The organism is Paenibacillus sp. plas6, assembly GCF_057221655.1.
The window spans coordinates 4387772-4413993 of sequence record NZ_CM170151.1; the positions used below are offsets into that span (position 1 = coordinate 4387772).

Consider the following 26222-nt stretch of genomic DNA (forward strand, 5'->3'; position numbering starts at 1 on the left):
TCGTTTATAACTTGTTACGATATTACTGAAGTAAACTATGTTATACGATTTTGGTTTAACATGTTTGATTACATAGATTATCCCCTTCGATTTAAAAAATAAAGAGTAATATTTGTAGGAAAGGAAATATCGCAATGATAGTAACTATTTGTAGTGGCGGTCAAATTGGAGATTGGGCTCTTCCCTATCTTAAGCAAGCAGATTATTTAATCGGGGTAGATTATGGCGCCCACTTTGCCATTATGCATGGCTTCTTCCCAAATCTATCGATTGGTGATTTCGATTCAGTTACTGAGGAACAAGTAAAAGAGATAGAGCAGCAAAGTCAAACATTTAAAGGCTTTGATGCCATTGATAAAGATTACACAGACACACATCTTGCGGTAATCCATGCATTTGAACTTAAACCAAAGTTAATAAATCTTGTTGGTGCATTAGGAACACGCTTTGATCATTCCTTAGGTAATATTCATCTACTAGAACTTGCGTTAGAGCAAAAGATACCGATGCGGATTATTGATGAACATAACAGCATTCAAATGCTGGATGCATCAAACTCTCTATCCATTGATCGACTAGATTATCATTATGTCTCCCTGCTGCCGCAAAGCAAACAAGTGACAGATATTAAACTGCAAGGATTTAAATATCCATTAAAGGATGTTCCTTTGCATCTGACAAGAGGTATTTCAATGGGAATCAGCAATGAGCTAGTGCAGGAGCAAGGTACGATATCGATTGGCAGCGGAAAATTGCTTGTGATTCAGGCAAAGGATTAATTTTAACACTATTAAATGTATAGATATAGAAATTAAGAAGGGCTATTTGGATATTCAGCATTTTCGCTAAAATCCAAATAGCCCTTAAAGCTCAATTATCTATAGTTACCAGCATCGATAATTTTTTGTTTTTCATCAAGAATTTCTTGATAACCAGCATCTAAATAGATTTGTTTTGCCTTTTCATACTCTGCATCAAATTGATCAATTGGAGCAGTAGCAACTCTAATATATAGCTCCTGGAATAGATCGTTAAGGTCTGCTTTATATTCGCTCACAGTTTCTACAACTTCAGTAAATAATGCATCTGGTGTACGATATTCCGCAGTTTCATCTCTATATTTTATTAGATCCTCAACTAGCTGCTCATATCCTGGAGGTGCCCAGTTACGAATTTGAGAAATTTTGTTTACTTCTGGATCATCGTAAACAACGCTTTCAATAACTAATGCCCAGTAGTCTTTATTGTTGTTATTAGAAAGCTTCGATTCACCATTAAAGTCAGCCACTTTTACAGGAATACCATCTTCATCAAATGTGTAGTTTTCACCTTCAACCCCGTTTTGTAAGAAGAATAGATTTTCAGGTTGAATCATCCATTCTAAGAACATCCATACGGCAATACGCTCAAGTTCAGGTGTTTCATGGTTAATTCCCATAATAAATCCAAATGGCCAATAAGCGCGACCTTGAGGCACTTTACCTTCAGGAACTCCTGCATACGGAGGTAACACTGCGAATTCCGCATCTGGATTATTCGCAAGCGTAGCAGAGATTACATCAGAGTTACTTGTTAAATAGCTGCTAAATGTACCTGTTCTGCCAGCCGCAAATTCTGCTTTTGCTTTGTTTTCATCATCTCTTAAATAGAACTCGCGATCGATTAAACCGTTGTTAAATTGATAGTTAAGGTTGCGAAGCCAGTCCTCTGTTGCTTTTGTAGTAAAATCAGCAACAGATAGATCGGAGTAAAGCGCACGCTCCTTCTCATTAATTGGCCAATCACGGAACGCATAGTTATACGTAAAGTTGTTACGAGTTAATGTGCCGCCAAGCGTACCTAACCCAGCATCTTTCCATTTTTGCAACATTTCATTCAACTTTTCAAGTGAAGTTAAATCCTCAACTTTCATACCCACTTTTTCTACCCAGTCTTTACGAATTAAAGTTACAAAGTTATCAGCGTCTGGTCTTTCAGCAAAGAAAAAGATTTTTTGATCATTAATCACGCCATATTGTTCGATAGTAGAACCAAGCTTACTCCAATACGTAGGCGCGTATTTTTTAATTTCTTCCCAATCGATTTCTTGTAATACTCCTTCACTATAATAAGCAATTTGCTGAGGCATATCATAGTGGAATATAATATCTGGCGCTTTGTGCGCTGCTAATAGTTGCTGAAAATCTTGTACTTCATTCGAACGTGAAATTGCAACATACTTAACTGTAACATTATATTTGTCACCAAATTCTTTCTGAATCCATCGTGTGTAATAGTTGTCTGTTACGTTCCAGCCTTCAAATGCACGGTCATAGACAGGAATTTCAATAGTAACATTTTCAGGGAAACCTTGTGAGTAGTCTGGTGCCGCATCACTTCCCGAATCAGTAGTTGTAGAAGCTGTAGGAGTTGGCGAAGCGTTTGAATTACTATTGTTGTTTTTCTCATTACTACCGCCGCTACATGCTGCTAACATTGATGTTAGTAAAGCAAAAGATGTCAGAATCATCGCACTTTTCTTAAAATTCATTACAAAACCCTCCTTTTTTTATTAAAAGAAAATGTATGATATTATTCTTTGACAGCACCAAGCATAACACCGTTAACAAAGTACTTTTGGATAAACGGATATACGACAATAATTGGAGCTGTAGCAAAGATAACACACGCAGACTTTAATACATCAGGGTTTGTTAGTTGAACAACTGTTGACTCAAGTTGAAAGCTTTCACTTGCTGCAACAATCATAAAGTACAATTTAAGCTGCAAAGGTCTAGCATCTACGTTCTGCTTAATATAAAATAAGGCGTCAATATAGGCATTCCAACGCCCCACTGCATAGAACAGAGAAAGAGTAGCAATAATTGGTTTTGACAATGGAAGAACGATACTTGTTAATACTCTAAAATGACCTGCTCCATCAATTCGGGCTGATTCCTCTAAGCTCACCGGAATTGAACTATATATTGCGCTTCGCATAATGAGGAAGTTAAAGGCACTAAATGCAGGCGGTAAAATGATCGACCAAACGGTATCTAACAGCCCTAAGTTGCTAACGAGCATGTATTCAGGAATAATTCCGCCGCTAAAATATAATGTGAATAAGAACAAAAATGTTAGTGCTGAACGTCCCTTCAACTGTCTTCTCGATAACGGATAAGCTCCTAGAATTGTAATAATCATCCCTAGAATTGTGAAAACAACGGTTACAAAAATAGTTACATATAATGAACGCACAATTGAGGCATCGGAAAACACCTTTTTGTAAGCTTCAAAGGTAAATCCCTTGGGCCAAAGTGTTACTTTATTTGCGATAACATACGCATCTGCACTTAACGATTTAGCCAAAATGTGTACCAAGGGCAGCAAGCAGGCCAGAGATAACATAATGACTACCGCGTTAATAATAATGTCCCATATGTCGATACGCTTGAACCGTTTGACTGCAATTTGATTACTCGATAGTTTCATTGATTGTCATCTCCTTTCTACAATAATCCGTCCTCGCCAAGTTTTTTCGCTATTCGGTCAGAGATGAGTACGAGAATTAAGCCGATAACCGCTTGGAATAAACCTAATGCGGTTGCACGACTAAAGTTACCGCCCTCAATTCCCCAACGGTACACTAATACCTCTATTGTCGTTGTATACTCGGTTGTCGCTTTGTTAGCAAGCGCGTAAATTCTATCGAATGACCCGCCCATGACTCTTCCTAGATTCATAATAAGCAGGGTTACGATTGTAACGCGAATACCTGGCAATGTCACATGCCACATTTTGCGCCAACGATTGGCACCATCAACGGTTGCAGCTTCGTAAAGCTCAGGATTAATTGAGCTAATTGAGGCAAGATAGATAATCGTCCCCCACCCCATACTTTGCCATACCCCGATGAACAAGTAACTCAATAACCAGTGATTGTCCGACTGCAAAAACGGAATTCTTGAACCGCCTAAGCTCTCAATAAAGTTGTTAATAATCCCATTTCCATAGCTGAGTAATTGATAAGCAATCGCTCCAATAATTACCCAAGATAGAAAATGCGGTAAGTAAAGCAAGGTTTGATTGATACGTTTTAGTTTTACACTTTTCATTTCATTCAGTAACAGTGCTAAAATAATCGGCGCTGTAAAGCTAAGCAGCAAATCGGAGAAGTTAAGCAATAACGTGTTACGTACAGCTCGAATAAAGTCTCGTTTTGCAAACATTTCTGCAAATACTTCAAAGCCTACCCATTCACTGCCCCAGAATCCCTTCGCTATTTTGTAATCCTTAAATGCAATGACAATTCCGAACATCGGAGCTATCTTAAACAAAAGAACAAAAAACAAAGGGACCAGAACCATTAAATATAATTGCAAATCACGCTTGAGATAATAAAGTAATCCTTTACTATCAGCATTTTTTGTTTTTAAAGCGTTTGCAACTTTCACATTTACACTCTCCCTCCTTTAGTTTTCATCCCCTTATCAATTGCGACCGACTGATTGAATGGAGAAGTTGATTCACATATTACATAACCTCTCGCCAAACGTAAATTGTAGATTTTGATTGTGCTTATCACTTTTGATAATGCCTTGAAACCCTTGATATTACTGGGTTTTTACAATTTACGAACCTTGTTTTTGATTGCATTCGGCTATCAAAGTTAGCTAACGACTGAATGATCGCAACTAGCGGACTATCCTGTTTATGAGAGAGAATTTTATTATCATTTTCTTTCGTTTTTATCAGAATTAACCATTTAATTTTGACAGCTTATAACTGCTTGGAGTGACTCCTTCATACTTTCTAAAAAATCTGTTAAAGCTTTGAATGTTGTTATAGCCGACTTGAGCTGCAATTTGCGCAACATTTAAAGTTGAGCGAATAAGTAATTGCTTCGCTGCTTCAATTCGTTTCTGATTTACATAGTCAATTAGACTTTTACCTGTTCCTTCATAAAATAGCTTTCGCATATAGGAATAGCTAATTCCAATTTCCTTAGCCATATCCTCAAAAATAATATCTTTACTGTAATGCTGATCCAGGTAAGACACGATTTTTTCAAGATAGTTTACTTCCGAATGTTTGCTGCTCGAAACGTATTTACCAATTTCTAAGTAGAAACGCTTCAAATAGCTGGTCAATTCATCTAACGTCTCCATAGAAGCGATAATCGAATAAATATTGCCCTTGTTAGCAAAAATGGCTGAGGTGTTAATATTTTTTTCATTTAAATGTCTTATTGTAACGCCAATTAACTGATTATAAATAAACAAAATGTTATCATATGAAATTGGCTTTGTTGTTTGGATAAGCTCTCGCACTTCATCAAGTTCATTCATAATGCTATCAATGTCGCCAATATCGATATAATTGATAATACGACGCTCACTGTTATGAGGATAAATGTATTTATTGCTAAGCTGTTCGTTTTTCCAATATAAAATGTGACCATTTCCCACGATCATGCGCTGCTTAATAACTTCCATTGCCTCAAGCAATTTATTATGTGCATCATACGCTTCTGTAGCTATGCTGCTAATCCCAATCGTTACCGTATGACCAAACCATTCTAAGGCTCGTTCTTGAATTAAAGCAAAATGAGCAGTTAAGCTACCATCTTGTTCAATTATTGAATCATTAAAATTTAAAATAAGAGCAATTCTTCCCTCACCGTAATACACGCTTTTCAAATGGAAATGTGCGGAGAGCTGTTCCTCATATGCAGATATAAAAGCATAACGATGATAGGAACGCGTTTCTGGACTAGTCTGATTGCGATAGTGATTATAGTGGTCAATCGAGATAACTGCGATAGCAAAATATCCATTTGGAAACATATCGTGCAGCAGTTCTTTCTGTGAAGCCTTTAGCTGCTCGCCGCGCATTAAATGATGCACGACTAAGCTGCAGGCATCTCGTTCGTGCTCAGCAATTAGTTGATTAAGCTTATCTTCTTCCTCTTGCATTCGGCGAAAAGCAGCATCTAGAAAAGCCAGCTCGTTTTTATCAGAAATTGATAAATTCCCGCGTGCCCGAATACTACCAGCCAATTGCCGTACTGGACGTGACAGCCAAGTGGCAATTAATACGGTTAATATCACACCTACACCTATAAGAATCGCTGTAAACAAGACGATTTCTTGTTGAACGGACTTTGTTTGCGCCATTAATAAATCCATAGAATTTTGATTAACATAAAGCCAATTCATGGTACTCGACTTTTTCCATGTATAAAGTAACCGCTGACCATCTAGCTCATAAAAGTCATATCCTTCCTGTTTATCATGCTTCAGCACATCAGAAATATAAGGTATTTCACGAGCAGAGGTGAGTAAAAGATCTTTATTGCCGTGAGAAATAATGAATCCATTATCTAATCCGATTAACATATAACGTGAATCATCAAAATTAGAAGCTACCATATATTGTTCAAGCTGTGTTTCCTTTAGATTTACAACAAGCACTCCCTTTGCTGCAGTCGATAATCGATTAAGTGGCAGTACATACGATATAACCATTTCTCCATGATCGTTTATTCGCGGCTGCCAAACTCCTGCGATTCCTACTTTTTTGGTCAGTGCCTCTTGCAGCCAGTCCAGTGATTCATAACGTTCTATTGGTGAAACCCCTTCATCAGAGGCGATAATATAGTCCGCATCATACAAGTAAAAAAAAGCAGTCTCTACACCTTCATTACTTCTTGTTACACGTTGTAGCTCTTTTAAGATAGCTAATGCATGCTCAACTCGATTATAATCTGCATTTAACTGCTCATATGATTGATACTGGCGTATTCCATCATAAAGATTCGAGGTCGCCATTCGCACTGTATCTTGCACAATGTTATTTAAAGCGCTTTCAATTAATTTTTGATTTGACTCCAGTCCATCGAGTGTAGATTTTGCAATCGCCTTTTCCGAATAACCTAAAATTTGTGTGCCACTGTACAATGTCATAACGATCGTTGGTATGAGCATTACACAAAACAAAATTAAAGCAAGCTGCAACATTAAAGGAAGCTTTTTCATCACAATCCCCTTTCCTTCACAAGCATAAAGTCAGGAAAATCTTTAACTTGCTGCTGATTGAAGGTAAGGTGCAGCATACTGCCCATACTGCACCTCATCTCCATGCTTCATAGTTCTAATGCTGTTCCCGTTTTCGCATAATACATGCTCTCTGGCAAAGGCTTTTGAATGTCAATATCATGCGACATATGGGTTATCCATAATTGACTTGCCTTCCAATGTTTTTGCAGCTCGATCAACTCCGTTACATCGTAAAGTGATCGTGTTTCAAACGGGAAGTTTTCCTTATAGAAGCTTGCACCAATAATTAATAGATCAACATGATAAAGAAGCTGCTGTTGCTGCTCTGTAAGAGCAATGCTATCAGGGCAATATACAAAGCTTTTTCCATTTTGCTTATTATCAAAACGAAAAGCATAAGAATATCCATTACGCCCGTGATTAACTCGCCATGCTCGAAGCTGCCATTCAGCAAACTGATAACCACGGTCTAAGGTAATAAATTCAATGCCATTGCTTAACCAAGGAAATCGATCCAATATCTCTTCAATTACCTCTTGTGCAGCATAAAGCTTCGGTGAACTTTGATTATAACGACATTGGTCAAACCATTGCGGTAGTCCACCAATATGATCAAAATGTGCATGAGTAATTAACATATGCTCTACTATTCGTTCGTTTGCATGTTCCATTTGCTCATACCAATCTGGTCCACAATCTATCCATAATGAGATAGGATATTGCTCTTCTATTTTTAATTGTATCGATGAACGCAATCGTCGATTTATTGCTGTTGTACGTGCTTCCTGACAAATTTCACACTCGCAATATAAACGAGGCACACGATGTGCATCACTTGTACCGTGAAATATAATTTTCATTTTTCTTCTCCTACCCAAATTCATCGTTTATATATTTTTCTCTAATATTTTGTTGGCATCTCGACGGAATATTTGTGCGGCTTCCTCAACTGTTATTAGCTCATATTCCATTTCCTCCCACAGTTTTTTCAATACCTCAATAATTTCTGCTGAACCGACAGGGTCAACAGGATCTGCTGGTGAACTATTTTTTTCTGACCAAGCAACATATTGAAATACTTGCTGTTGAGTATCGGATAAATAAGGCTTAATTCCTTCCTGCACCTCAGAGGAAACCGGAACACCGCGTTCGCCAAGAATTAACTTATTTGCCTCAATATCATTCACCCAAAAGTTGATAAATTTTGCCGCTTCTGACTTCACTTTAGAGGTTTCAGCTATTGAGAAAAACATACTGGATTTTAAATATAACCCTTTTTGCATATTCGGTCCTACCATTGGAGCAATTTCTATGGGACGATCCATGGACTGCTGCATAGCTAAATACTGGTTTGACCACTGCCAAATCCCAATTTGCTTAGACTGAACAAGATAATTATCATCAAACCCCTTGATTTTAACTTTTGCATCCATCGTTGGTGTTGCTTTGCCATGTACTAGTCTAATCAATCGTCCAAAGAAATCAACAAATAATGAATCATCATCATAACCTAATGCAGTACCTTCGGCATTGTACAGTGTTTCATCCTTAGTACGCAAATAATAAGCAAAAAAGATCTCTGGCCGCATCCCGTCATCAAAAAATAACCCCATAGATTGCGCTAGAAAAGCAAGACTTTCATAATCATCCCATGTCCAATAGGTTGGAATTTTATCTAGTCCGATTTTTTTCAGCAACTCAGGATTATATTGAAAGCCTAGGGAATTAATACCGAGTGACATTCCGTAATTCCCATCTTTATAATAACCGGAATGCAAAACATCTGAATTAATATGTGAAATATCAATTTCTTTACCAAAGTAAGGAGTTAAGTCAGCAAACAGTTTTTTTCCTGCATACTGAGCATAGTAGCTTGTATCAATTTGAATAATGTCGGGCAATTCTGCTGCTGCAGCTTGAGGAGCCATCTTTTTCCAGTAATCATCATATTTTGCATACTCCATCTCGATCGTAACATGAGGATTTTGCTGCTCATATAGTTCAATTACCTTTTTCGTGTAGTCATGACGAGTATCTTCTCCCCACCAGGCTATACGAAGGGTGACTGGCTCTGGCTTTACCTGACTAGAGTTTGAGTTGTCATAAAAGCTAGAGAAAAAGATCTTATTATTACAGGCAACTAACAAGGAAAGTAACAATATAAGTGCTACAGTGAGCTTTGTCGCTAAATACTTCATTAGATACTCCCCTTCCATTGTTCCATCGATCTGGATTATGGAGCAGCTCATCACGACTATTCTCTATAAGTATGACATTTTAATTCGGACAATAAATTCCATTAATATGATTATTATAGAGAGAGCTGTCCTCGGTTTAAATCTAAAAAAACGTCATTTTTGTTAAAAAAACAGAGGGTTTTCAAGCACTGTTTGAAACCCTCTTTAGATAAAGTTAACTTGGTGTTTTAATATATTCTGTTGGTGTTTGACCAGTATATTTTTTAAACACCTGACTAAAATATTGAGGATTATCTCCGAAGCCTAACTGCTCTGCCAACTCAAATACCTTTACATCAGAGGTCGACTCTATAACCTCCAAGGCCTTATTAATTCTTAATCGCATCACGTAGTTTGAAAACTTTTCACCTGTTTCTTTCTTAAATAATTTCCCCAAATAGTCTGCATTCATATATAGCATTTCACTTGCCACCCAATTTAACGATAAATTTGAATCTCCTAAGTTTTGCTCGACTATTTCAATTACTCGCTGAATAATTGAGGAATGCTTAGTTCTTTGTACATGTAAATTTGTTTCTGTTATTTCCTTAGCTATCGAGAAAATATACTGTTTAATTTGCGGTAATGAGTGTAGCTCTTCCATTTTTGCAATGGAATGCATATATTGTGTAAAATCATCCCTCCTGCATAAGCGAGTAATAGCAACAAGTAAGGATAAGGCATAAGATTTGCTCATCGCAATATCCAATCTTTGCTCTGTAAGCTGCTGAAAAAACTGATTTAATTCGTGTTGAGCTGACTCCCAGTTGCCAGATTTAATATAAATAGACATCTGCTCATCATCAAAATAAAAATCAGGTGTTTCTGTCATCACATTTGATATATCTTTTTTGAAAATAATTGCGCCTTCCCCTAAATAAAAGCGATAATTAATGCATTCTAACGTTTCATGATAAGTTTTACGCACAGCATTAATTGGCGCAGCATCACTAACAGCTATCGTTAAATCCAGCTTATAAAATGATAAATATATTTGTTTAATGCTTTCTAAGCGTGACATTAACCAGGTTTGCTCACAGCTTTCTTTCAACAATAGAAGAACATGCTTCGCTATCGTCGTACTAAATAACACTAATTCGTGACCGAGCAAATCTTCTGCGATATTTTTTACAGCAAATAAATGCTCGTATTGGAACTGACCTTCCAGTTGAAACAAAATTAATTGAACGGTGCTTGGTTGCTCGGTTATTTTAAATAGTCTGCGATATTGCTCCCATTCGCGTGTCCCATACGTTTTATTCGTAACTAACTCCTTTAAAAACTGCTCTTTGGCATAAGGCAGCGCCTTTGCAAGCTCGGCTTGCAAATTTTCCATAAATTGATCTTTCATTTGCTTATTATGCAGGTCCTCAATTACTTCCTGTAGGGCAGCTATTATACTATTTTCATTGCAAGGCTTTAACAAGTAGTGCTTTACGCCAAATTGCATAGCTGTACGTGCATATTCAAAGTCATCGAAGCCAGATAAGAGAATAAATTTAATGTCTCGATTAATTTCATAAATAGTCTCGACTAGTTTTAATCCATCCATCCCTGGCATCTTAATATCCGATATAACAATATCAGGCTGGTTCTTCTGAATGAACTCAAGCGCTTCAACCCCATTGCGACATGTACCAATTAACTCGGATTGATAGGCTTGCCATTCAATCATCGTTGATATGCCTTCTAAAATAATACGTTCATCATCAACCAACAGCACTTTGTACATCTTCATCCCTCACGATATACGGTAAAATGAGTGTTACTTTTGTTCCATGACCATAATTACTTTCAATATTAAGGCCATATGCTTCCCCATATAGCATCTTTATTCGTTCTCGAATATTCATTAGTCCAAGTCCAGTTCCCTTAGGTTTCACTTCACCAAGGCTTAATTTTTCTAGGAAGGATTCACTCATACCTGGACCATTGTCTTCTACCGTGATCAGTAAGTTTTGCTCAGCCATTTGTGCAGTAAGGTTAATTGTGCATGGTTCAATGTTAGGCTCAAGCGCATATTGAATCGCATTTTCTATAATAGGCTGAATTGACAGCTTTGGAACTTCACATTTTAGCAAATGCTCAGGTATAGTCAAAGTAAAGATTAATCGCTCCTCAAAGCGAAGCTTTTGAATAATTAAGTAATGATGAATGATTTCGAGCTCTTTATGTAATGGAATAACAACAGTTTTCGTATTGATCGATAGGCGAAGCAACGAACCTAATGACTCAACCATTTGCGAAATCCGCTCTTGCTTGCTCATTTTTGCCATCCAATTAATCGTTTCTAGCGTATTATAAAGAAAATGAGGATTAATTTGCGCTTGTAATGCTTTAAACTGTGTATCTTTAATCATTAGCTGCTTTACATAATTCTCTTGAATTAATTCATTAATTCGTTGCAGCATAATACGAAAATGGCGCTGAATCTGCCCTACCTCATCCATCGCGATTGTCTCGTTGCCTTCCTCTTGATATTCAAAATTCCCAAGCTGTACACGCCTCATCTTGACAGTAAGTTTTTCAAGCGGATCCGTAATTCTTTTCGCAAGTTGAAATGCTACAATTGACGCTATTACAAATAATGCTAAATAAATAATCAGCACCATCTTTTTTGCATTATCGGTTGTAAAAAAAATGTTGTCATAAGGCATGACCGTATAATAGGTCCAATCGGTTAAATTTGACGTTCGATATGTTAAGAAATATGATTTTCCATTGCTACGTACAATTTTGTAGCGCTCACCATCCAACTTCACATCAGAAAGCGTTTGCAATTTTATCTCGATATTATCGGAATAGACCACTTCATCGTTGCTATTATTGATTACGATAAATGCAGCTTCTTCAGCATCAATACCTTTAACAAAATCTGAAAATAGACGATTAAGATCAACTCGAATAGCAAGCACACCTAACCCGTCTAATGATAGGTCTTGATAGCGTCGAATATAACGCACTACAGTTAATGCTTCATCTTCTTGATCGGGCGCTGTCCAAAAAATAGCGCCTTTATTGCCAATTGCCTTTTGCCAAAGAAGCTTAATACGCTCCTCGCTCATCGTAATTGGTCTAGCACCTACTGAGTATTCCGTATTATTCACATCATAGAGCTGGAGAGAAAGGACATATTTATCTAAAGCGCCTAAATCAACTAGTCGCTGACGAATTTTCGTAAAAGAAACGTAGCTAGCGTAGTCAACTTTAGTATTAATAATCTCCCACAAATATTCTTGAATTGCGGAATCCGTCACAACATTATAGGATAGTGACATAATTTTCTGTAATTCGCTCTCCATATTTAAGGAAGAGACATTAAGTGCCTGAGAGGACTGCTTGTACACCAGTTCATCATACGCGCGAAATGCTAAACTGTGGACAATATTCGTTAGAAAAATAACTGTAGCCATTAGGAGTGCAATGAGAACAAAGATTTTATACTTAATTTTGAGATTTGAGAAAAAAGAAATGAGGCTGTTCAATGCACACGACTCCTCGCCTTATATTCTTACACCCTGCATTATTTCGTTAGTAAAAGCAGCAATCTCCTTCTGCGATGAAGGAGATTGCCAATCTTTCAATCTTAACTCCGCTAAAAAGCGTAATGATTTTTAGGAATATAAGAGAAGCATATGCTGTTTTGAAGAACATACAATGATGTTATAACGGCAATAGCTCTACGCTTTCCTTCGCTTTTAATGCCTTCACCATTTCTATCCATGCCTCAGGTTTATTAGAGATGGCAGAATAGTATGTTTCAAGAAAGTTTGCGATTAAGCTCGCTGGAAGTTCAGTTCTCTCTTCATCAGTTGGTAAAAAGCAAAGATCAAGTTCAGATACTGCATTACCTTCCAAATCCCAGGATGGATGCACATAAGGAAAATTAAGTTTTTTGAAACCGATATGAGAAAGAACTTCACGACGCACTATTGGATTCATTAATGAAACTCCGCCAAACTCATGTATTTGTGCACGGAACGGATCATAAATTTCTGCAAACATTCCTAATGAGCTGCTTCCTGCTTCAGCAGCAATACGCTGTAAATCTTTTTCACGTTGCCGCATTAAAAAACGACCTATGCCAAGATTAGCTTGACCAATAATTGTAAAGTCTGTCATTGCAACAGAAAGCTCAGGGTAATAACGATATTCTGTAGCCCCTACTACTTTACCTTCATGAAGCGCAACATATACATGGATGCTGCTGTCTAGTAAAGGTTCTCTCCAAAGCTCATACGCTAGTACTTCCTCTGGTGGAAAAATCGAGCTTAGTAATTGATGAAAAGCTGGAAAATATTGATCATCAATAGATTGAATACGATAATAGGTTAACAATGAAGTCCCTCCCCAAATTTTTATTGTTTAAACGGATTACGCCACTGCATTATAGCAGCATAATTATGTGATTCTTCATCCTCTAAATAATGTTCTGCAATACCAACTGGCACTCTTCCGCAACGAAGTAAAAATGTAATTACTGGATCTTTAATTTCCCCTGCAATGACTTTATCCAAATATGCTTGAGCAGATAACTCAGCTGCATACCGATGATACCCTGGCATTCGCCCGCCGCCAAGCAAAGAGGTTAAGCCGAGATGAACAACTGTTTCATACATCGACTGCATTAACCATTTGCCAATACCAGCTTTGCGATAAGAAGGAACAACACAAATATCGACTACATAGAGCGTATCTCCAGAATCATTATGATTGCGAATATAACCATCGTCGGTAATCTCACTCCAGCTATGCTGGTGACCATAATCAGCAAGATTTACAATAAGTCCTGTCATCGAACCAACAATTGTTCCATTTACTTCTGCACATATTGCTCCTTGGGGAAAGCGACTAGTATGCTCTTTCAATTGTTCCTCATTCCACCATAACTCCTCTGGAAAAGGCGGCGGAAAGCTTTGTCGCTGCACATCAATAAGCTGCTTAGTATCATCCAAATTATAATTTCGGATCGTTACTAGCTCTGGCTTTCCGTCCTGAAGCACGTACAGTTGTTTAAACATCACTGACCTACTCCCTCCGTTTTATCCTCTGAAACTTACGGATCGTATCCATTTATGACCAGTCAGTATATAAATCTGTACGTCGGTCGCGCCAAGTCATAACCGATCCCTTTTTACGAACCTCTTCCAATAAGCTTAAGTCAAGATCTCCGACGACTAACATATCATCGTTAATGACGCCCTCAGCAATAATTCCTCCTGGCGGAAAAGGAATGTCATTAGGAGCGATAATTGCTGCTTGACCATAGTTTGCTCGCATAAAGTCAACTCTGCGTAATGCCCCTGTCGTACCTGTAGTAACAACATAAACTTGATTTTCAATAGTACGAGCATGGCAGCAATAGCGTACACGATGAAAGCCATGACGGTCATCGGTACAGGAAGGACAATAAATAACATCGGCACCTTGTGCTCTCGCCATTCTGACGATTTCAGGGAATTCAATATCGTAGCAAGTTAACATTGCAATTTTTCCAAATGGAGTAGCAAAAACGTTAACTCCGTCACCGGCGCTCATTTGCCATTCTTCTACCTCAGTAGGTGTCAAATGAATTTTATGCTGGACTTGAATTTCTCCCTCTGGCGAAAAATAATGCGCTGCATTACGTCTTTTTCCATCAGCCATAGCTACAACATGTGTCCCGCCAATAATATGTATTTGATATTTTGCTGCTAAAGACTGAAATAAAGACAAATATGCTTCGGTGTAGCTAGGAAGTTGCTCAATGCTTTGAGCTTCCCCTAGCTCATTTGGAATAGAAAGCAGTTGCGTCGTCATAAACTCTGGAAAGAGCAATAGCTGCACGCCATATTCTGTTGCATTACGCACATAATGCTCAACTTGTTCAGCAAATTGCTGAAACGAGTTAATATCTTGTAATTTATACTGTACCGCACCTACACGATATTTCATGATCAGCCTCTTTTCATCACTTATTTGCGTTGTTTAAATTGCAATGTAATGGTAGTACCTAAATTAACTATACTAAACACTTCAACTTTTCCTTCATGCAAGTCAATAATTCGTTTAGCAATTGCAAGACCTAAGCCTACACCGCCAGTCGAACGTGCTCTTGCACCATCGACGCGATAGAATCGTTCAAATAAATGAGCAATTTCATTTTCAGGAATACCGATCCCTTTATCTTTCACTTCAATTCTTACAATGCCTTTAGAAAGGGCAACAGAAATATCAATTGGCTCTTTCGAATATTTGATTGCATTATCTATTAAGATAACAAGGAGCTGCTGAATTTTATCTTTATCTCCTACCATTCGCACATTATGATTTAAAGCTTTAACTCTTATCGTCCGCTGGAACGTCGTCTCCATCATCGTAGCAATTTCTTCGATGACTGGTACAACATCAAAAGTTTCTAGCGTCAGCCAATCTTCCTGTTCAGCTTCTGCTAAGGTAAGCATTGACTTAGTTAAGCTTTGTAGGCGAGTCGTTTCGCGAGCAATCGATTCAATTGCCTCTTTGCGAATATTTTCATCATCTGCTCCCCAACGCTTTAGCATATTGGCATAGCTAGAAATAACAGTCAACGGCGTTTTTAACTCATGCGAAGCATCGGCGATAAAAAATTTTTGCCGCTCAAATGTGCGATCCAAGCGATCGATCATTTGATTAAACGCACGAATAAGCTGCTGTAATTCAGCAGACTCCTCTCGATCCCCAAGATCTATTTTTCGTAGCTTACCACTGCGATCGATTTCACGTATTGTTGTTACCATTTGAGAAATCGGTTCTGTTAATCTTGAGGTAAACCAGTATGTTCCGAAAATAGCAAACAAAATTGCACCACCGCTCGTTACGCTTAGCGCTGCAATCAGGATTTGCAAATAATCGTCCAACTCATCCAAAATTCTTGTCACTTCCAGCATGGCGATTACTTCTCCATCCTCAAACAAAGGTACACGAGAATATATAATACGTTCGCCACTTTTCGTAAACATACCAGTCTTTTGATACTTACTATATTCCGCTGGAAGATCTAGAAGGATCTCATTTGATCCGACAATATTAACTACACGATTATTAGGACTAACAATACGAATCATTTCATTCGCATTATAATATTCATTTAATAAATCTGCGCTATTTAAGCCGCGCCCGCTTTGAATTCGCGGATTTTCTAAGAGCAGCTTAACTTTATTAGCTATAATCTCTTCTTCGCTCTCTGTTGTAATCTTTATGACATAGAAATATACAAAGATATTAAAAAAGATAAGTATCAATATTAACCAAAAAATAGTAAACAACGTAAATCGTTTTCGCAGTGTCATTAATCTGGCTCCTTGATCATATAACCAACGCCACGAACTGTATGAATTAGCTTGTAGCGATACCCCTTGTCCAATTTCTGTCTAAGATATCTAATGTACACATCAACTAGATTCGTCTCGCCTATAAAGTCGTAACCCCATACCTCTGACAATATTTCTTCACGCGATTTTTCTTCGTTTACATGCTCAAGTAAAAAGACGAGAAGCTCAAATTCACGCGGTGTCAGTTCAATTACATTATCTTTACGAGTAACTTTTCGAGTTCTAAGTTCAACGCTCAAATCACCAAGTGTAATTGTATCCGAACCTTCCGTCTCCTTAGATTTTTGCTTAAATATCCTTAATATATTACGTACTCTCGCCAATAACTCCTCAACAGCGAATGGCTTTGTTATATAATCATTTGCTCCGTGTTCAAATCCGCTAACTTTATCCGGCACAGTGTCACGAGCAGTTAATAATATAATCGGGATCAAATTACCAGATTGTCTAATTTGGCGAAGCACTTCAATACCGCTCATTTTCGGCAACATGACATCCAGCAATACTAATTCATATTCACCGCTATTAATCATTTCATAGCCTTGCTTACCATCGGATGCAATTCCAACTTCATAGCCTTCATGTTCTAGTTCTAGCTGTAAGATGCGAGCTATTCCCGCTTCATCTTCGACGACTAATATTTTTTCACCCATCGTGTTGCACCCCTTTCTTTCCTCATACATTCATCATAATAGAAAAAATACTATTAATGCAAGCGAATTACCTTCTTTATTAATGGCATTAAATACTTATAAAGTGCTTTTCTGGTCGATTGATAAGGTGGAAAATTGGTACCCTCCCATAAATCTAAAAGCAGTGATTTTGGGTTTAACTCAGGAATAATAAGATGATCTAATTGTCCATGAAGTCTAAGCCATTCTTTGCGACCACGAAAGCTTTGATCTCGATTGCTAACCCAAATAAGTGGACACTTATTTTGCTCAGCTAATTGCAGTAATGCAGCTAGCTTTGACATAAATAGCGGCGCCTGGCGAATAAACCACGGGCTATTTACGATAACAAGGTAATCTGCTTGCTGTACTATAGCAGGAAGCTGCAAGACATCCCAATGAGAAGAGTAGTCAATGATTACATCTCGCTGCAAGGTGCTTTGTAAAATTAGCTGCGAAGTCAACATAAATCGCTGCTCAGTAGACTGTTTCATAAGTGGACTAGCAATAAAATAGCTGCCGATTTTTCCTGCTGTACAAATAAAGCCTTTTTCTAGCGAATGCTCCTCTTCTGCCATATAGTGTCCCATTGCCTGCTCTTGATAATGGTAAGTCGTATCCCAACTATTTGAGACTTGCAGGCTGTAAAATAATTCAGCATCCTTTATACGATGCTCAATATAGCTAAAGTTCATTTTTTGCTGCTCAAACCAGCTTGCTATTGATAATGCCAGCAAGGTACTGCCAGCCCCCGGATGAGCACTTAGCACTGCAATTGCTTTCCCTCGATGCTGCGAAAAGCTTGAGCAATTACTTTTAATAATCTGTTTTACCTGCTCTCGTTCGAGATTGGTTATCGCAATCTGATGCAGTTGGGATAGTTCCCTTAATCGTTGCTTTAGCTCAAAAATATGCTGTGGACGATGTTCAGCTTGCTCCTGCATACAATCAATAATTAACTCTCGCAATGGCTTTGGTACTGAAAAATTTAAAGTGGCATGAAGTGCAGAAAAGCGATTTCGAAGTTGGATTGAGTTGTCCATTCCATTCACAACGGTTTTGGGTTCAATTCCTAACATCGCGAGTAGCACCGCGCCAAAGCTGTAAATATCGGTTCGTTCATCCGTTCCTTTTCCAAGTATTTGTTCAGGAGCGGCATAACCTTTCGTACCAAAGGCGATTGTTTCATCTGTCAGCGTCTCAGCTTGTAAGGTGGCATACGTTTGCTTGCTGATGCCAAAATCAATTAGCTTAACCGCTCCGTCCCTACTAAGCATAATATTCGACGGTTTCAAATCACGGTGGATAATCGGCGGATGCTGTGCATGTAAATAACTTAAAGCATCCAAAACCTCCATTGCAACATAATAAATAAACGATAAACTGATAAATTTACTATTTTGCTTTAGCCATTGCCCAAGATGTATCCCATCTATCCACTCCATCACAATAAATGGAGTTTGCCGTATCGCACAAATATTATAATCAAAGATTTGCGGTAAAGCTCGATGCTTCAAATGAATAAGAAGTTTTGCCTCACTGGCAATCGTTTGCTGCTCAATGCTGCTTTCGCTCACATGTTTTAGCATCTTCAATACCCTTATTACTCCATTTAAATGAAGATCACGCACAGTATAAAGCTCGCCCATGCCACCGACTGCCAGCATTCCGATTACCTCATATCGTTGATTGATAATTGCTCCAGCTTCAATAGACATCTAAATTCCTCCATTTCTAATTTCCAAAAATAACAAACAAAAAAAGCATTCTAAAATTAGACATTAGATCTAATTCAGAATGCTTTTCTGAAAATCATTAAGTTTAATCTTTTTTTTGCAAAAATAACGTAATCTCTTCACGATTATGAAATAACTGTTTTGCTGCTAGCACCGTGAAACCTGAGCTTAAACGCTCTCTTACTTCACGAATGCTTTGCAGCGCTTTTTTATGCAATAACTTTACAGTAATAATTGCAAAGCTATGCGGCTTTAATGCGCCTTTTAGCTGCATAATTAGCTTGCTCATTTCAAGCGGGCTCCAGCTCATATCACATACTAGCAGATCAAAGCTTGCTTTTGGTAATTTAACTGCCGATGCATTCATCCGTAAATGAGTTAAATTAGGATGGTGAACAATTCGTTCATCCATCGCTGCAGGATCAATTGCTGTTACTTTCAAGCCTCGCTCTAGCAACAGGCTTGTCCAACCGCCAGGCGCGGCGCCAACATCAATTGCCGATTCATATTTACTATAATCTATGCCAAACACTTTTTCTGCTTCTAACAGTTTAAATTTTGCACGAGAAATTTGCTCTGCTTCACGCTGAAAACGAATCGCGCCACCTGGCCAATCTGAGCCCATTTCCTCTGGTGTGGCAAAGCCAACAAGCATTTGCTCTTCATGTACAAAAACAGCAATAATCAGTTGCGGCTGCTGTACAACTACCGTTGCACCAGCTTCGATTAACGCTTTAGCAAACACTTCCTTTAAGCCTTGCTTGCTAAGCGTTAATTGGTGTCGTTTGCTCGTACGAATATGAACCGAGACGTTTTTGTTAGCTACTGAGCTTTCAATATAAGAGATCATTTCCGTAACTGTGTTAGCATCACGTTGTTCATCTCCGGTAATGACTAGCTCACGATCAATCGGCTGAATATGCCTAACAAAAATTAATTCATTTTGCGAAAACTTCCGCAGCGCTTCATCATTTTCTTCTTCTACTTCAAATTGATATATTTCACCGGGAACAAGCTGTTTAAACTGTATACTTGAAAACAGTTTTCGCAGTTCATCCATGCCGTAGGGAGAAAAACCGTGATTCGATGTGCCTATCCACTTGCTCATACATTGCCTCTTTCTATTTTTGCTTGCATCGCCACTTCATCCAGTTCGCTTTTCGTCATTGGGCGAGCATATAATTGAACGTCATCTGTAATTGCATGACGAAGTGCATCATACATTTGTTGTCTGCCATACATGCTTGATGTATGCAAATAAATGCGTCTAGGAAACTTGCCACCAGCAATTAGATGCCTCACGACCTCATATCCGGTTGGTTCATTCCAGCCTAAATCATAATCAAGTGATAAAATATCTATTTGTTCTAAATCAATTAAAAGTTTGCATTCCTCTGCGTTTTTCGCAAATACAAACCCATCCGGACATTGTCGAAAATCATCTAAATACACATGAATCATGAACCTAGACTCCTTTGCATCTTTTCATTACCTTAAAAGAGATGTTGCATTTGTTGATAATGGCTGTTGAGCTAAGCATACATAACATTTTTGTCTAGCTACGGTAATTAACTCAACTAAGTCATCACTGTCTGGCGCTTTCTGTCCATCTCGCCCGTATACAGCCAATTTTTCTGAATAACTTCCTGTTAAGCTATCTTGAGAATATAAAGGCTGAACACGCATACCGCCATCGGCAATAGCTGCCTTTAATGTTTCGCGGATCGCCTCATAAAGCTGTTCAATTTCTTCCTTTGTCAAGCTATTTGCTTTACGCGCTGGATGAAGCTTTGCAGCATATAAAATTTCATCACTATACACAGCTCCAATTCCCGATACTACCGTTGCATCAAGCAAAAAAGTTTTTAGCGAGCTGCGTTTTTTCTGCAATTGAGCTTGTAAATAAGACAGTGTAAAACGTTTATCTAGCGGATCAAGTGCACAAGCTTTTAACAGCTCCTCTACTTCTCGCACAGTCATAAGCTGCACAGCATTGGCAGGCAACTTTGCAAAAGTCATGTAACGCTCGCCAAATTGAACGACAAAATCTTGACCTGCTGGCAAAGCTTCACCAGCCTCTCCTCCATAAAATGAAGAATTATGTGCAAGATAAATAACTAATCGTTTTCCGGTATCTAAGTGCAAAACAAGATGTCCAGCACGACGCTCGACAAACCAAATCGTTGCACCTTTCAGCTCTTCTATAAGCTTTGCTTTACTTCCGGTAATTACCTTTGTATTGCATACAATATTTGTAATAGCAGCTCCTGCATATTTCTCAGTAATAACTGCTTTGATCACTTCTAATTCTGGTAATTCATACATGTTCGATTGCCTCCTAATTGCCTTGACAACAACGTTGCCCCGAGCAATAACAGTATATTATTCATTTAGCAACGCTGCTCTAAGCTCCTGTAAATTCGCATAATGATAAGTAGGTTCGCAATTTGCTAATTGACGATAATACTCATAATTTTCAGCTGTTGTAATTCCTGTATATAATAGTGCAGTGTCACAGCCTGCCTGAATACCTGATGAAATGTCTGTTAACATATTATCACCAATCATTAATGCATCGGATGCCTCACATTGTAATTGATCTAAAGCAAATTGCACTAAAATTCGCGAAGGCTTTCCAATAATTATCGGATTTTTGCCGCTTGCTGCCTCCAGCATCGCTCCAATAGAGCCTGCGCCTGGAATTAAGCCCTCATTGCTTGGAAGAAGTAAATCAGGGTTAGTCATAAGGAAATCTGCACCAGCGCGAATCGCTTGAACAGCAAGCTTGCCTTTCTCATACGTATATTGGCGATCGATACCTTGTACGACCACCGTTGGATTTTGCTCAACAATTTCGATATTTTGCTCGATTAACGCTTGACGCAAGCCATGCTCACCTATTAGCATGACACGAGCTTCCTTGTAATTTTGCTTAATGTATGCAGCAGTTGCTTGAGCAGAAGTACATATATGCTGAGGGGTTGTCTTCATTCCCATTTTGCATAGTCGTTCAGCAACTTGCTCGGGGGTAGCTGATGAGTTATTTGTAACGAAGCGATAGCTCCATTTATGTCGATTTAAACCATCAATTAAATTACTAGCCCCTTCAATCGGTGTATCGCCATGATATACCGTACCATCAAGATCTATAAGTAACGCTTTGTAGCGATCGTACAATGCTGTCATTTGCTCATTCTCCAGTCTCATCCATTATCCCATTTCGTATAACACGATTATTTTTATTCCCATATTTTTCAGTTCATCAACAGAATAAAGAAATTGCATCATTTACAAGATAACACACATTTGAAAATCTATACAGAGTTACCTGTCTTCTTTTTTAAACGATTGATTCGTTTGTCTAGTTGCTCGATCTCTTTTTTCTTTTGTGCAGCAGATCTGCGAGTACTCGTTACCATATCATGCTGCTTATCAAGCGCTAACTCGGCATAATATAGCGCTAAATCATATTGCTTTGTTTTGTGCTCATAATACATCGAGAGCTCAATTGCTGCTTCTACTTGCTCTCTTGTGACAATATAACTATTATAATCAACGATTCTTTGCCAAAGCATAATCGCTCGCTCATAGTTATTTATTTTTTTATCGCGCATAGCTAACAGCATAAGCGTTGCTGCTTTTTGCCTAGGAATATAGGCAGCAAGTTCGAACAATTGCTGAGAATGCATGCTATTTCCCATCTTTTCAAGCCACAAGCCTGTGCGCACCATTTCCTCAGGATCGCTTGGTTGTTGTACAACACTACTAAGTTCTCGATTACTTAATAGATGTGCAAAGCGAATCGCAAGGGTTACTAATGAAAGCATATCAATCTCGTTATGCCGAAATACATCATATAACAGCTCAGGATCATTTTGATTCAAGAATTGAAAATATCTTGTCGGTGCTTCTGAGCCCGGCAAATCATCCAAACGGACAATTCCTAATCGCATTTTTTCAATATGACTTAACTTACATGATTCCAGTGTGTTGCGCCAAATGGCTCGCGACGGGTGCAGCAAGTCAACATGTAGAGGCTCCCATATTTTTTGTCTCATACCATTCATTACAAAACGACTATGTATTAAAGGCCAGTCAAAGCTTTTCCCGTTATATGTAACGAGATGAGTAAAATATGCAGTTAGATGATGAACATAGGCTAACATCGCCCGCTCCTCTGCTGGATGTCGTATAAGCGCCTGCTGCACGGTAATTCCATCGTTATCCCAGAAGGCTAGTCCAACCATAAACGGTACATTGCCTGCACCGCTGCCAAGGCCTGTCGTCTCTAAATCGAGAAACAAAAACTGAGTATGATTAGCATGATTATCGGGATAGAAGGCATTGAGAAATTCTCCTGCCTCCTGCCATTCCCTAAACTTATGCATCCCGATCGCCTCATTAGCGCTCACATGCAGCGTTCGCAGCAAGAAGCTGCCAAACTCATTATGTGCTAACTGTACATGCATCTTTGTCCATTTATCGCAGTACAGCTCTTCAGCAGGAATTGACGAAAGCTTCAGTAACGAATGATAGACATGCTCTTGCTTCCTTTCTTCCACGAAGGGCAAAGCTGAACAAGCCGTCTCATCAGCAAGCTGTAGAGATGAGTATTCATCAACTTGCTCCTTATATTGTTGATCAGATTTCTGTTGAGTAAGTTCAGTCTGTTGAGCCGGTTCGACTGCTTGCGCTTCTATCGACTTTTGCTCATTTGCTTTCCCTTGTAATCGCTGTAAGCGAGCTCGCAACGTACTCATCTCTGCACACCCTCCTTTCGTTACGACGGCAGCCTCTAGTTTAATTTAACTTATTAGCATTTCAACAACTGTAAGGCAACCTGTTTACCTATAATTCCTACTTCTTCAATTGGTCCAACGCATGCCGGGCAACCACTTATACAGCCGCAGCCACTAATTAACTTTTCGGCATTCCTTATTAGTTCGCTATGAATTTCATACAGTCTTTTACTTAAACCAATCCCGCCTGGATAACGATCATAGAAAAAGATCGTTGGCTTACCTGAATGCACAGCCTTAATTTGCGGGACTACGCGAATATCAAATGGATCGCACATTAAATATAGCGGAGCAATATTGCTTAATACATTTGCAAGTCCCATTAATGCCGACTGCATTTGCTCCTTTGTCATTTGTGCCGTCATCTCATCTGAAAATGTAAACCAATAACTTGCCGTATGCAGTTCTTCCTCTGGCAAATGAATCGGGCCGGAACCGATATTTTCATGTGTACGTAAACGAATTTTCTTAAAAATGGTCGGTTGTGCATTCACTGTAACTTCTCCATAGTACTGCTCTAAATGTCCATAACTCTTCTGCTTATCGACATGAAGCACCTTAAGCTCGACAGCTAGATTGGCATCTGTATAATAGTCAACATCCACTTCTCTCACGTACGCTTTTTTCTCTTCATAATCTAGCTTTTCAACCTGGTACTGTACCCCTTCATGGATATATATTGCTTCTTCATGAATAAGCGTCGGCGCACTAAAGCGATCTACCTCACCTATGACTTTGTTCTTATTACTTATATCGATAATGATAAAGTTTTCACCCGCAGCTGTTCTAAGTGAAATGTTGTGAGCAGGGAATGATTGCTCCATCCAATACCATGTATCGCCAACATGATGCAGAACCTTTTCCTCAGTTAAAAACTCCATCATATCCTCTAACGATTCGGCACCAAATTGCTCACCGCGTTTAAAAGGAAGCTCATAAGCAGCACATTTTACATGGTCAATTAAAATAAGCAAATTATCAGGATCAATAAGTGCCTGCTCTGGCGGACGGTTAAAAAAGTAGTCCGGATTTTTTACCATATATTGATCAAGCGGACTGCTGCTTGCAACGAGAAATGTTACCGATACCTCATTGCGTCTTCCTGCCCGCCCAGATTGCTGCCAAGTGCTTGCGATTGTTCCTGGATAGCCATTTAACACGCAAGCTTGCAATTGACCAATATCAATTCCGAGTTCAAGAGCATTGGTACTAACAACCGCTTTAATTGAGCCGTCACGTAAGCCTTTTTCGATTTCTCTTCTTAGCTTTGGCAAATATCCTCCACGGTAGCCGCGAATACTGCCATCATTTACTTTATGTTCCGTCAAATCCTGTAAGTATGTTAGCAACAGCTCAACCCGCACTCGACTTCGAGCAAATACAATGGTTTGTACCCCTTGCTTAATTAAAGCACTAGCCAGCTTTTTCGTTTCAAACACACTGCTACGACGAATGCCAAGTTGCTCATTAACTACAGGAGGGTTGTAAAAAATAAAGTGCTTTTCTCCAGAAGGAGCACCATTATTGTCAATCACTTTTACTGGTTTACCAATTAAGCGAGAGGCGTGCTCACCTGGGTTTTCAATCGTTGCTGATGCACATAGAAATTGCGGACTCGAGCCGTAAAACTGACATATTCTTAATAAGCGTCTAATCACATTTGCAACATGTGAGCCAAACACGCCGCGATAAGCGTGAACCTCATCGATTACAATATATTTTATATTTTCAAATAATCTAACCCATTTGGTATGATGCGGTAAAATTGCCGAATGCAGCATATCTGGATTCGTAACCACAATATGTCCTGCATTGCGAATTGCAGTACGAATGCTTGGCGCTGTATCGCCGTCATATGTATGCGTCTTTAAATCACAATCCATTAAATCCGCATATTTCTGTAATTCAGCAACTTGATCCTGCGCTAAAGCTTTCGTTGGAAATAAATATAGCGCACGTGACTCATTATTTGTAACAATTTCCTGAAGCACAGGTAAATTGTAGCACATTGTTTTGCCCGATGCTGTTGGTGTAACAGTGACAATATGACCACCATCCATTGCTGCTTGAAAAGCTTCAGCTTGATGGCTATACAGTTGCTCAATTCCTTTAGCCTTCAACGCTTTTTTCAACTCAGGATGGAGACTATCTGGAAGTGGTGCATACTTTGCTTCACGCGGAGGAATAACTCGCCACTCTGTTACATTTTGCATAATGTCCTCCTGCGTCTTTAATTGCTCCAGCCATTCCGTCATATTTCTCGCTTTACCCGTCCACTCATTCATTTAAAGCTCTCCTTCATTAGATCAAACTTCCGAGACGATTTATCTAACGTCTAGTTTATCGAATACATGTTCGTGATTCAATAGTAATTATAAAATGTTACAGAT

The 26222-nt window shown here is 38.7% G+C and carries 21 protein-coding genes; 1 reads left to right on the forward strand and 20 read right to left on the reverse strand.

The genetic code is table 11. The features are described from left to right. Nucleotides 1–134: 134 nt before the first annotated feature. Complete coding sequence (locus AC2TDL_RS19505) at nucleotides 135–779, forward strand: thiamine diphosphokinase (protein WP_484697718.1); 645 nt, start codon at nucleotides 135–137, stop codon at nucleotides 777–779. Between the two features lie 95 nt (nucleotides 780–874). Here AC2TDL_RS19505 and AC2TDL_RS19510 read toward each other — a convergent pair whose 3' ends face one another. From AC2TDL_RS19510 to AC2TDL_RS19605, 20 genes are all read right to left on the reverse strand, one after another. After that, on the reverse strand, nucleotides 875–2530 hold the full coding sequence (locus tag AC2TDL_RS19510; protein WP_484697719.1) for an extracellular solute-binding protein: 1656 nt from the start codon (nucleotides 2528–2530) through the stop codon (nucleotides 875–877). A 41-nt stretch (nucleotides 2531–2571) separates the two neighbouring features. Continuing rightward, nucleotides 2572–3471 (reverse strand): carbohydrate ABC transporter permease, encoded by a 900-nt coding sequence (locus tag AC2TDL_RS19515; protein WP_484697720.1) that lies wholly within the window; start codon nucleotides 3469–3471, stop codon nucleotides 2572–2574. A 17-nt stretch (nucleotides 3472–3488) separates the two neighbouring features. Further along, on the reverse strand, nucleotides 3489–4346 hold the full coding sequence (locus tag AC2TDL_RS19520) for an ABC transporter permease (RefSeq protein ID WP_484701306.1): 858 nt from the start codon (nucleotides 4344–4346) through the stop codon (nucleotides 3489–3491). Nucleotides 4347–4736: 390 nt separating this feature from the next. Continuing rightward, nucleotides 4737–7016: an AraC family transcriptional regulator gene (locus tag AC2TDL_RS19525; RefSeq protein ID WP_484697721.1), complete on the reverse strand. Its 2280-nt coding sequence runs from the start codon at nucleotides 7014–7016 to the stop codon at nucleotides 4737–4739. A gap of 107 nt (nucleotides 7017–7123) precedes the next feature. After that, a complete protein-coding gene (locus tag AC2TDL_RS19530; RefSeq protein ID WP_484697722.1) occupies nucleotides 7124–7897 on the reverse strand; it encodes an MBL fold metallo-hydrolase in 774 nt (257 codons plus the stop codon). Nucleotides 7898–7924: 27 nt separating this feature from the next. Next, a complete protein-coding gene (locus AC2TDL_RS19535) occupies nucleotides 7925–9235 on the reverse strand; it encodes an ABC transporter substrate-binding protein (protein ID WP_484697723.1) in 1311 nt (436 codons plus the stop codon). A gap of 214 nt (nucleotides 9236–9449) precedes the next feature. Beyond that, entirely contained in the window at nucleotides 9450–11006 is a 1557-nt protein-coding gene (locus AC2TDL_RS19540) for a response regulator (RefSeq protein WP_484697724.1), read from the reverse strand. Continuing rightward, nucleotides 10984–12687 (reverse strand): sensor histidine kinase, encoded by a 1704-nt coding sequence (locus tag AC2TDL_RS19545; RefSeq protein ID WP_484697725.1) that lies wholly within the window; start codon nucleotides 12685–12687, stop codon nucleotides 10984–10986. Before AC2TDL_RS19545 ends, AC2TDL_RS19540 begins: the two co-directional genes overlap by 23 nt. A 250-nt stretch (nucleotides 12688–12937) precedes the next feature. Further along, entirely contained in the window at nucleotides 12938–13612 is a 675-nt protein-coding gene (locus AC2TDL_RS19550; RefSeq protein ID WP_484697726.1) for a GNAT family N-acetyltransferase, read from the reverse strand. 20 nt (nucleotides 13613–13632) lie between these two features. After that, nucleotides 13633–14298, reverse strand: coding sequence for a GNAT family N-acetyltransferase (locus AC2TDL_RS19555; RefSeq protein ID WP_484697727.1), 666 nt, complete (start codon nucleotides 14296–14298; stop codon nucleotides 13633–13635). A 49-nt stretch (nucleotides 14299–14347) separates the two neighbouring features. Continuing rightward, nucleotides 14348–15208, reverse strand: a complete 861-nt coding sequence (locus AC2TDL_RS19560) for a carbon-nitrogen hydrolase family protein (protein WP_484697728.1) — start codon at nucleotides 15206–15208, stop codon at nucleotides 14348–14350. A 20-nt stretch (nucleotides 15209–15228) separates the two neighbouring features. Next, complete coding sequence (locus tag AC2TDL_RS19565; protein ID WP_484697729.1) at nucleotides 15229–16584, reverse strand: HAMP domain-containing sensor histidine kinase; 1356 nt, start codon at nucleotides 16582–16584, stop codon at nucleotides 15229–15231. Then, nucleotides 16584–17279 carry a response regulator transcription factor gene (locus AC2TDL_RS19570; RefSeq protein WP_484697730.1) on the reverse strand — a complete coding sequence of 232 codons (696 nt, stop codon included), beginning with the start codon at nucleotides 17277–17279 and terminating at the stop codon, nucleotides 16584–16586. The genes AC2TDL_RS19565 and AC2TDL_RS19570 overlap by 1 nt, the downstream gene beginning before the upstream one ends. Before the next feature lie 53 nt (nucleotides 17280–17332). Continuing rightward, nucleotides 17333–19015, reverse strand: a complete 1683-nt coding sequence (locus tag AC2TDL_RS19575) for a serine/threonine protein kinase (protein ID WP_484697731.1) — start codon at nucleotides 19013–19015, stop codon at nucleotides 17333–17335. 103 nt (nucleotides 19016–19118) lie between these two features. Further along, entirely contained in the window at nucleotides 19119–20141 is a 1023-nt protein-coding gene (locus tag AC2TDL_RS19580) for an SAM-dependent methyltransferase (RefSeq protein ID WP_484697732.1), read from the reverse strand. After that, the gene (locus AC2TDL_RS19585; RefSeq protein WP_484697733.1) at nucleotides 20138–20494 is read right to left on the reverse strand and encodes a cyclic-phosphate processing receiver domain-containing protein; all 357 of its coding nucleotides are present in this window, start codon (nucleotides 20492–20494) and stop codon (nucleotides 20138–20140) included. The genes AC2TDL_RS19580 and AC2TDL_RS19585 overlap by 4 nt, the downstream gene beginning before the upstream one ends. 27 nt (nucleotides 20495–20521) lie before the next feature. Further along, on the reverse strand, nucleotides 20522–21358 hold the full coding sequence (locus AC2TDL_RS19590) for an Fpg/Nei family DNA glycosylase (protein ID WP_484697734.1): 837 nt from the start codon (nucleotides 21356–21358) through the stop codon (nucleotides 20522–20524). A gap of 57 nt (nucleotides 21359–21415) precedes the next feature. Next, nucleotides 21416–22219 carry an HAD-IIA family hydrolase gene (locus AC2TDL_RS19595; protein WP_484697735.1) on the reverse strand — a complete coding sequence of 268 codons (804 nt, stop codon included), beginning with the start codon at nucleotides 22217–22219 and terminating at the stop codon, nucleotides 21416–21418. Between the two features lie 128 nt (nucleotides 22220–22347). Further along, a complete protein-coding gene (locus tag AC2TDL_RS19600; RefSeq protein WP_484697736.1) occupies nucleotides 22348–23793 on the reverse strand; it encodes a ribonuclease H-like domain-containing protein in 1446 nt (481 codons plus the stop codon). A gap of 53 nt (nucleotides 23794–23846) precedes the next feature. Then, complete coding sequence (locus AC2TDL_RS19605) at nucleotides 23847–26117, reverse strand: DEAD/DEAH box helicase (RefSeq protein ID WP_484697737.1); 2271 nt, start codon at nucleotides 26115–26117, stop codon at nucleotides 23847–23849. Nucleotides 26118–26222: the final 105 nt, after the last annotated feature.

Bases quoted from the DNA above. Each gene is read 5' to 3' on its own strand.
- AC2TDL_RS19515 (WP_484697720.1), bottom strand. From the start codon at position 3,471: ATGAAACTATCGAGTAATCAAATTGCAGTCAAACGGTTCAAGCGTATC.
- AC2TDL_RS19580 (WP_484697732.1), bottom strand. From the start codon at position 20,141: ATGAGCAAGTGGATAGGCACATCGAATCACGGTTTTTCTCCCTACGGC.
- AC2TDL_RS19530 (WP_484697722.1), bottom strand. From the start codon at position 7,897: ATGAAAATTATATTTCACGGTACAAGTGATGCACATCGTGTGCCTCGT.
- AC2TDL_RS19565 (WP_484697729.1), bottom strand. From the start codon at position 16,584: ATGACACTGCGAAAACGATTTACGTTGTTTACTATTTTTTGGTTAATA.
- AC2TDL_RS19575 (WP_484697731.1), bottom strand. From the start codon at position 19,015: ATGTCTATTGAAGCTGGAGCAATTATCAATCAACGATATGAGGTAATC.
- AC2TDL_RS19535 (WP_484697723.1), bottom strand. From the start codon at position 9,235: ATGAAGTATTTAGCGACAAAGCTCACTGTAGCACTTATATTGTTACTT.
- AC2TDL_RS19525 (WP_484697721.1), bottom strand. From the start codon at position 7,016: ATGAAAAAGCTTCCTTTAATGTTGCAGCTTGCTTTAATTTTGTTTTGT.
- AC2TDL_RS19545 (WP_484697725.1), bottom strand. From the start codon at position 12,687: ATGGCTACAGTTATTTTTCTAACGAATATTGTCCACAGTTTAGCATTT.
- AC2TDL_RS19605 (WP_484697737.1), bottom strand. From the start codon at position 26,117: ATGAATGAGTGGACGGGTAAAGCGAGAAATATGACGGAATGGCTGGAG.
- AC2TDL_RS19540 (WP_484697724.1), bottom strand. From the start codon at position 11,006: ATGTACAAAGTGCTGTTGGTTGATGATGAACGTATTATTTTAGAAGGC.
- AC2TDL_RS19510 (WP_484697719.1), bottom strand. From the start codon at position 2,530: ATGAATTTTAAGAAAAGTGCGATGATTCTGACATCTTTTGCTTTACTA.
- AC2TDL_RS19590 (WP_484697734.1), bottom strand. From the start codon at position 21,358: ATGTATGAATTACCAGAATTAGAAGTGATCAAAGCAGTTATTACTGAG.
- AC2TDL_RS19595 (WP_484697735.1), bottom strand. From the start codon at position 22,219: ATGACAGCATTGTACGATCGCTACAAAGCGTTACTTATAGATCTTGAT.
- AC2TDL_RS19560 (WP_484697728.1), bottom strand. From the start codon at position 15,208: ATGAAATATCGTGTAGGTGCGGTACAGTATAAATTACAAGATATTAAC.
- AC2TDL_RS19520 (WP_484701306.1), bottom strand. From the start codon at position 4,346: ATGGTTCTGGTCCCTTTGTTTTTTGTTCTTTTGTTTAAGATAGCTCCG.
- AC2TDL_RS19505 (WP_484697718.1), top strand. From the start codon at position 135: ATGATAGTAACTATTTGTAGTGGCGGTCAAATTGGAGATTGGGCTCTT.
- AC2TDL_RS19585 (WP_484697733.1), bottom strand. From the start codon at position 20,494: ATGATTCATGTGTATTTAGATGATTTTCGACAATGTCCGGATGGGTTT.
- AC2TDL_RS19600 (WP_484697736.1), bottom strand. From the start codon at position 23,793: ATGAGTACGTTGCGAGCTCGCTTACAGCGATTACAAGGGAAAGCAAAT.
- AC2TDL_RS19570 (WP_484697730.1), bottom strand. From the start codon at position 17,279: ATGGGTGAAAAAATATTAGTCGTCGAAGATGAAGCGGGAATAGCTCGC.